The organism is Burkholderia sp. Ac-20353 (assembly GCF_017104785.1).
In the GTDB taxonomy this organism is placed as follows: domain Bacteria; phylum Pseudomonadota; class Gammaproteobacteria; order Burkholderiales; family Burkholderiaceae; genus Burkholderia.
Window position 1 is genome coordinate 80,611 of sequence record NZ_JAAGPL010000003.1, and the last position, 6,279, is coordinate 86,889.

General features: G+C 58.4%; 3 protein-coding genes and 1 pseudogene. 2 read left to right on the plus strand and 2 right to left on the minus strand.

What is annotated here, in order from left to right; translation table 11 throughout:
* Window positions 1-709: 709 nt before the first annotated feature.
* A pseudogene (locus G3N94_RS01265) lies at window positions 710-1,302 on the plus strand (IS5 family transposase); the annotation flags it as partial.
* 325 nt (window positions 1,303-1,627) lie between these two features.
* Here the strand turns inward: G3N94_RS01265 and G3N94_RS01270 are convergent.
* Both G3N94_RS01270 and G3N94_RS01275 read right to left on the minus strand, forming a co-directional pair.
* Window positions 1,628-2,581 carry an alpha/beta hydrolase gene (locus G3N94_RS01270; RefSeq protein WP_205790141.1) on the minus strand — a complete coding sequence of 318 codons (954 nt, stop codon included), beginning with the start codon at window positions 2,579-2,581 and terminating at the stop codon, window positions 1,628-1,630.
* Between the two features lie 777 nt (window positions 2,582-3,358).
* The gene (locus G3N94_RS01275; protein ID WP_205790149.1) at window positions 3,359-4,027 is read right to left on the minus strand and encodes a MarR family transcriptional regulator; all 669 of its coding nucleotides are present in this window, start codon (window positions 4,025-4,027) and stop codon (window positions 3,359-3,361) included.
* A gap of 240 nt (window positions 4,028-4,267) precedes the next feature.
* Here G3N94_RS01275 and G3N94_RS01280 point away from each other — a divergent pair, with 240 nt between their 5' ends.
* The gene (locus tag G3N94_RS01280; RefSeq protein WP_205790151.1) at window positions 4,268-6,004 is read left to right on the plus strand and encodes an AMP-binding protein; all 1,737 of its coding nucleotides are present in this window, start codon (window positions 4,268-4,270) and stop codon (window positions 6,002-6,004) included.
* Window positions 6,005-6,279: the final 275 nt, after the last annotated feature.

Here is a 6,279-nt window from a genome sequence, read left to right on the forward strand (position 1 = left end):
CGCCGCTGTGGCGACAGTCTGGAAGAAGGGATTGCGAATCTGATTTCGTGATCGAAGTCGCCGGCAGTGCCGTGAGACCTAAATGGGAATGCCGTTCAGTTAAGCGATTGAACGGCATTTTATTTTTGGCGCGGGAAGCGGTCTGCGCAGCGTTCACTGGATGGCACGCAAGCCCAATCAGCATGAGCATGCCGTCACGCCGATCTCTCATCAATTCGTGCACCCGCTCGTCAAGGGGGGGCAAGAAGGGCTTCCTTTAGGCGGATGCAATTTGCGACGCCGCTGCACACCCCGTGATGCGGTCGTGCCCGCGAAGATGGAATCGCAGGAAACGCGTGGAACATTACCTCAGGTGCGCCAAGCCCTGATTCGAGATTGGGTACTACTAACCTGCGGCCAGTCCACTGCCGTTGACCACGATTCTCGGCACATCAGTCTCCTTTTCTTATATCGAGCATACCACCACCACAGTTTTCCGAAGCACAAACATGGCAGAAGTTGACATGCAAGCGGTCTATATCGTAGCGAACGATATAGACCGACTATCGGAGTTCTACATTTCGGCCTTGAACATGCCTGTCCAGTTTCGCGACGCGAACAGGTGGACGCAATTTCGCCTAGCGCGCATGGAGTGAAACCTCAAGCTTCGTGGATGCCTCACCAGGGGTACCGCCCCGGCGGTTGCGCGTAAACGTCAGACGTGCCGCACGAGCCGATCGATCTGGTGGTCGACAGCGCGGGCATGAAGGTCTACGGCGAAGGCGAGTGGAAAGTGCGCCAGCATGGCCACTCGAAGCGTCGCACGTGGCGCAAGGTGCATCTGGCGCTCGATGCGAACACGGCCCAGGTGCGCGCCGCGCTGATGACACATCAGAATGTCGCAAACGGCGACGTTCTGGCCGAACTGCTCGACCAGATCCCGGACGACGAGCAGTTCGATGTTATCGGCGATGACGGGGCCTACGACTCCAAGGCGTGCCACGCCGCGATCGCCGCGCGCGGCGCAATGCCCTCGATTCCGCCGCGCGCGCCGCTCATTGGCCCGCGAACACGTCGGGCGCGACGTGGCGCAACGACGCAGTCGATGCGATCGCCCAAGTCGGCCGACGCGAATGGAAGAAGGTCAGCGGCTACCATCGGCGCTCGCTCGCGGAGAGCGCGATGTATCGCTTCAAGACGCTCACGGGTGACAGCCCGTGGGCACGACACGCCGACACGCGGGCGGCCGAGATCGCCATCCGCGTGGGCGTGCTGAACCGCATGGCGGATCTCGCACACCCGCAATCCGTTCGCATTGCTTGAAATCATGAACATAGGACCCTTTCAGTCCTTACGCTTGAATTACGCAACAACGCCCCATCGAGTCGAAGTTTAAAGATGAGGTCGGTTTCCATTGTTCGTTCCAGAATGATCAACAGAAGATGACCCGCAGCCTCAAGGACATGTCACGCGGGGATTGGAGGGGCGGGGCAGCGCATTCACCACGGGTGACCACCCTAGCGTATCGCGCTGCGTTGCACCGGACGTCCGCACTCGGCGCAAGGCCTGGGGTCCGGGCACACTGCCGTCAGTAATCAGATGAAGAAGTTCGGGCGTCGCCCTTTCCCGTGACGACAGGCGCCCCACATCACGAAAGTGCGATTGTCGAGAGCAACTGCGCCACGCCAGCGGGGTTCGATAGGAATGGCGAGTGACTTGAGTTCAAAGTGTGGACAACGGTTTTTTGCTGAGGGAATTCAGCGTCGGCGACATCGATCATTTTTTGTGCCAGCGCGGGCGTCACAGCGTTGTCCTGCAGGCACTTGATGTAGTGACGTTGTAACGCCCCCCAGTTTGACGCGCTGCGCACAATTGGTGTCACCGCTGGCTGCACCGGCTCATCAGGTGTCAGCAGGTTGCACATGGCAGCGACTTCGTCGTCGGGCACGTCGCCATACAAGGCCGATTTCACGCGGGCTCGATAGTCAGCATCAGGATCGGCGGGATCGATGCGCTGCGCGCCGATGGCCCTTGGATCGCCGATCACCAATCCAAAGACTTGATTGCCTGCACCTTCGGGACTCGTCGCCGTATCCAGCATTGCCTTTCCATTGAACGGCAGGAATGCGCTCAAGTACACCAACTTGGATATCTTTTCCGCTGCCTGCTCACCAACCTGAGTGATCGTCACGCCACCGAGACTGTGACCTACCAGTACGACGCGGTCGTAACCTAGTGCGCGGACCTGATCGATAACTTCGATGACGTGGGACGCGTAATCTGTAAGCGTGATCCCCGCAATCGGTGATGCCTCGTTCGCAAACGCGGTGGCATCGAAGGGACGCCGCTGCCACGTGCTGGGTAGCTTCGCACGCACGCCGTGACCCGGCAGGTCCAGTGCAATCCCAAAGTGTCCAAGTCCAGCTAGCTGTGCAATGACTTCTGTGTAAGTACTGGCGTTGTGCCAAGCGCCATGCACCAGCACAAAAGCCGGTTTGGAGTTGGTGTTTGCCTGACTGCCGCCGCAAGCAGCCAATCCAGCCCCCAAAAGTCCGGACGATACGCGCCCTAGAAAAGTGCGGCGAGAGTTCACTTGGTTCATATAGAGCTCGTTCGAGGATGTTGTGCAGCCGAGGTAAAAGCGACCGCGGATGAAGCAGCGGTGGAAGCTGGTTGGCGGTGGTAGGATCGTCCGTGGAAGGTGAAATGTCAAAGTGGTATTTACCCAGACATTGCTGTGACACGGCGACCTATGGCGTTGTAAGTCGATTTTATCGGCTTGGCGTGCGGATGACTCTGAAAAAGCGTCTTTCGTGGAAGTTTGTATGGAATTGGTGAGTCCATGGGAGAATGCACCCTTGAAAAGTCATGCTCGCAGGGATCCCGCCGTGCGCAGTCACTTCGCTCGTACTGCAAGCCATCGAGGCCGTGCGGTCGGGGGCGTCGATCTCAGGAAACGCATTGGGTAGAAACAATGAAGCAGTCAACGCTGCAAGATGTTCGGACAGGCGGCGATTGCCGGGTTCGGGACGCCGCAGGGGTACCTTCGCCGCTAGCCTTGCTGATTCGGCGGCATCACCGTCCGCATCGGCTTCACTGATAAGGCGATGACGTTGCTAGTCGTGAATATGAAGTTGTGCGAGAACGGTGTGCTGGGGTAGTGTGGCCGTTCCAAGCAGTGCGATTCGTCACGCGTATGACGGCGCTGATCATTTGATCGGGGAGTACGATAAGGCGCGCTGCAGGAAACAGTGCCAAAGTGCAGAGCTTCTCGCCTCATGCGCCGTGCCCGCGCAACGGGGCCGACCACAATCAGTGCGCAGACTCGAGCATAGTGATTCCGCGCCGCGAGACATTCCTGCGCCTCCGTTGGCGACCGTCACCTATCTCGTCGAGCCCGTCCCTCGGACTGCAGTTGCGTCGTTGGGGTGTTTTCCTCGTTCTCCACTTCCCTTGCAGGAAGAGCTAGCTCTTCCATGACAGCAAGCGTTCCAAGGCAGAAGTCGCTGCCGGCAGAGAGCTCGATTTCTGAGAAGTACGACATTGCAGGGGCGATCGACGATTCCTCTGCGAGCTGCACCACCGCTCGCTCCACGGTATCCAGCGCTTTCTTGGTGAGATGGACGATGAAGCCGCCGGCGTGGCCCGGATCGACCATGCGTTCGACCATGCCGTGGTTGGCAAGTCGGTCGATCTTCTTGGTGACCGCCCCAGATGTGACGATGAGTGCCCGATACAGATCGGTCGGGCGCATTGCGTAGGGCGGGCCTCCTCGGCGCAGTGCTAGCAGGACGCACATGTCCGACCCGCTGATGTTCCATAGATGCTGACACATCCGATCAAAGCTACGCTCCACCAGAGTGCCCAGGCGCATAGAGCAAATCGCCAGCAGGAAATTCGACAGATCGAGATCGTTCCGCTCGTACCGCCATTGCCGCGTGATGAGTTCGATGTGGCTGCTGCTTGATAAGAAGGGCCTCCTGTTCGAGTCAGAAGGTGCGGCAGCTACTTGGTCCTTGCTGGCTCGCTTCTCGGCGGCGGTACTCATAGAATTGCTTCCTTGGACGATGTCACGACTGCCGCCGAATGAGCGACTGCGCATCATCTTACGCAGTTTTTCCAGGCGACAAGAATCAATATGCGGCCGGAAACGAGCCGACGATCGGCGATTCGCGCGCTCTACAATTTTCAGCCTCAATCAAGAAAACTTCATCTTGAGATCTTCCGGGGAAGATAATATGATGGGCGTTGCGAAGCGCTTTTCGTCTGGGGAACTATGGAGACAAGTATGAAGATGCAGTCTGAGACATCCGGGTGTAGCGCCGGTGCGACTCTGCCGATCAACGGACTGTCCTATGTAAAAGGCGACACAAGCTGCCCTCTGAGCGGTTTTACCGTTTCCGCGCTGCTAGCCGACACAGTGAAGCACCACGGGCAGCGTCCTGCGGTCGTATTTCGTGCGCAGGGCGTCCGTTGGAGTTGGCAGGAATTTGCCTCAGAGATCGACGCCATGGCGGCTGGCCTGCATGCGTTGGGGCTGCGGCGGGGGGATCGTATCGGCATCTGGTCTCCAAACCGATTCGAATGGGCGGTGACGCTGTTCGCGGCCGCTCGGCTCGGTCTGGTGTTGGTCAACGTCAACCCAGCCTATCGGCTTGCAGAACTTGAGTACGCACTGAACAAGGTTGGCTGCAAGGCTATCGTCGCGCCAGAGTCCTTCAAGAGTTCGCGGTACCTGGAGATGTTGCAAGCATTAGCTCCTGAGTTGCAAAGCAGCGAGCCAGGCGATTTGCGCGCAGCAAAGCTGCCCGCGTTGCGGTGGGTGATCCGCATGGAGGACGTGCCCACGCCTGGCATGCTGACCTGCCGACAGGTGTTCGCCTGTGGTGAGGGGGTGTCGGTTGATGAGCTGGACGCGATTACGGCCGGGCTCGATGCCGACGACCCGATCAACATTCAGTTCACCAGTGGCACCACCGGCGCCCCCAAGGGGGCAACCTTGACGCACCGGAACATTGTTAACAACGCGCGGTTTGTGGCCATGGCCATGAATCTGAGCGAGACGGATCGATTGTGCGTGCCCGTGCCGCTATATCACTGTTTTGGCATGGTGATGTCTGTGCTCGCGTGTAGCGCGACCGGCGCGTGCATGGTATTCCCAGGCGAGACGTTTGATCCGTTGATCACCATGGCGGCTGTGAGCGAGGAACGTTGCACCGCGCTGCACGGCGTCCCGACGATGTTCATCGCGCAGCTTGATCACCCCGACTTCGGTAAGTACGATTTCTCCAGTTTACGAACGGGCATCATGGCCGGCGCACCTTGTCCGGTTGAAGTGATGAAGCGGGTGGTGGCGGATATGCACATGGCTGAAGTCACGATTGCCTACGGCATGACGGAAACAAGTCCGGTCTCTTTCCAGAGCGCTACGGACGATCCGCTCGATAAGCAGGTCTCTACTGTGGGGCACATTCAGCCGCATTTGGAGTGCAAGCTCGTCGACGTGGACGGGAATGTCGTGCCGGTCGGCGCAACCGGCGAGCTGTGCACTCGTGGCTATTCGGTCATGCTTGGCTATTGGGATGATGAAGCGCGAACCAACGAATCGATTCGCGACGGCTGGATGCATACCGGTGACTTGGCTACGATCGATGCCGACGGCTACTGCAATATCGTCGGCCGCGTGAAAGACATGCTCATTCGGGGCGGTGAGAACGTCTACCCGCGCGAGATTGAGGAATTCCTCTTTCTCCATCCCAAAGTGCAGACGGTGCAGGTGTTTGGTGTACCCGACCAGAAGTACGGGGAGGAAATTTGCGCTTGGATTGTGCTCAAGCCGGGCCAGGATGCCACCGAGGACGAGATTCGATTCTTTTGCCGCGACCAGATCGCGCACTTCAAGATCCCTCGCTATATCCGCTTCGTTAAAGACATGCCACTGACGGTGACGGGCAAAGCGCAAAAGTTCGTCATGCGCGAGAGCATGATCCGCGAACTCAGTCTGCCCGAAAGCAAGACTGCATAACGGAATTCAATAGGCAATGGCCGCGTGCCAGCAAGATGATTGTGCGGGTTGGGGTGAGACTAAATATCGCTCAGGCCTGCCCAGTTCAAGTAGCGGCTGGCTCGTCAATGGACTCCGATGAGCGTGATGATGGGATGGCGCTAAATCACGTTTGGGTGGAACGGGAGTTCCAATGGTCTATTGCCTCCATTGCGTTCCAGTCCCCAAGTTAAAACGACGGCAGGCTCCGTTCGATCGAGCGTTGTTTCAGTGCACCTCAAGATTGCATGTAAGCC